Origin of the sequence: Dysosmobacter segnis (assembly GCF_014297285.1) — a bacterium.
GTDB lineage: Bacteria > Bacillota > Clostridia > Oscillospirales > Oscillospiraceae > Oscillibacter > Oscillibacter segnis.
Map to the genome: position 1 here is coordinate 1 of NZ_JACOQI010000112.1, position 680 is coordinate 680.

Here is a 680-nt window from a genome sequence, read left to right on the forward strand (position 1 = left end):
GACGTACCGTTGGTCACGCCGCTCTCCACGGCCCAGGCCACTGCGTCAGCATAGAAAGCATCGGCCGTCACGTCGGTGAAGCCGTTCACCGTGGTGGGCGCGGTGCCCAGTGCGCGGTACAGGAACGTCACGCTCTGAGCGCGGGTGCAGGTGGCGTTGGGGCTGAAGGTGCCGTCGCCGGTACCCAGCGTGATGCCGTTCTCCACAGCCCAGGCCACAGCCTTGGCGTAGTAGCTGTCTGCGGGAACATCCGCGAAGCTCACCGTGCTCTTAGGCTCGGGAGAGCCGGCGGCGCGCCACAGGAAGGTGACGATGTGGGCGCGGGTGCAGGAGCCGTTGGGGTTGAAGGTGCCGTCGCCGGTACCGCCGGTGATGCCCTTCTTGGCGGCCCACTTCACAGCCTCATAGTAGTAGGCGTCGGTGGAAACGTCCGCGAAGTCCAGCGTCTCGATCTCAGCGAATTCCGCGGAAACCGTCACCTTGGAGGCGGGCATGGTGAAGGTAAACTTGCCGTCGCCCTTGTCCTTCACCTTGATCTTGCTGCCGCTGGCGTCCTTCACGGTCAGGGTGTCCAGCTCATAGCCGCTGTCGGGCTTGACGGTGATGGTCACGGTATCGCCCTTGGAGGCGCTCTTGGGGCTGACGGTCACATCGCCGTGCTTGACAGAGGGCGCGGAGAC

General features: G+C 65.0%; 1 protein-coding gene. It reads right to left on the minus strand.

Annotated elements, in window-relative coordinates; translation table 11 throughout:
- Positions 1-680, minus strand: a 680-nt coding sequence (locus tag H8Z83_RS19300; RefSeq protein ID WP_187016505.1) for an S-layer homology domain-containing protein, incomplete at both ends; no start/stop codon positions are given.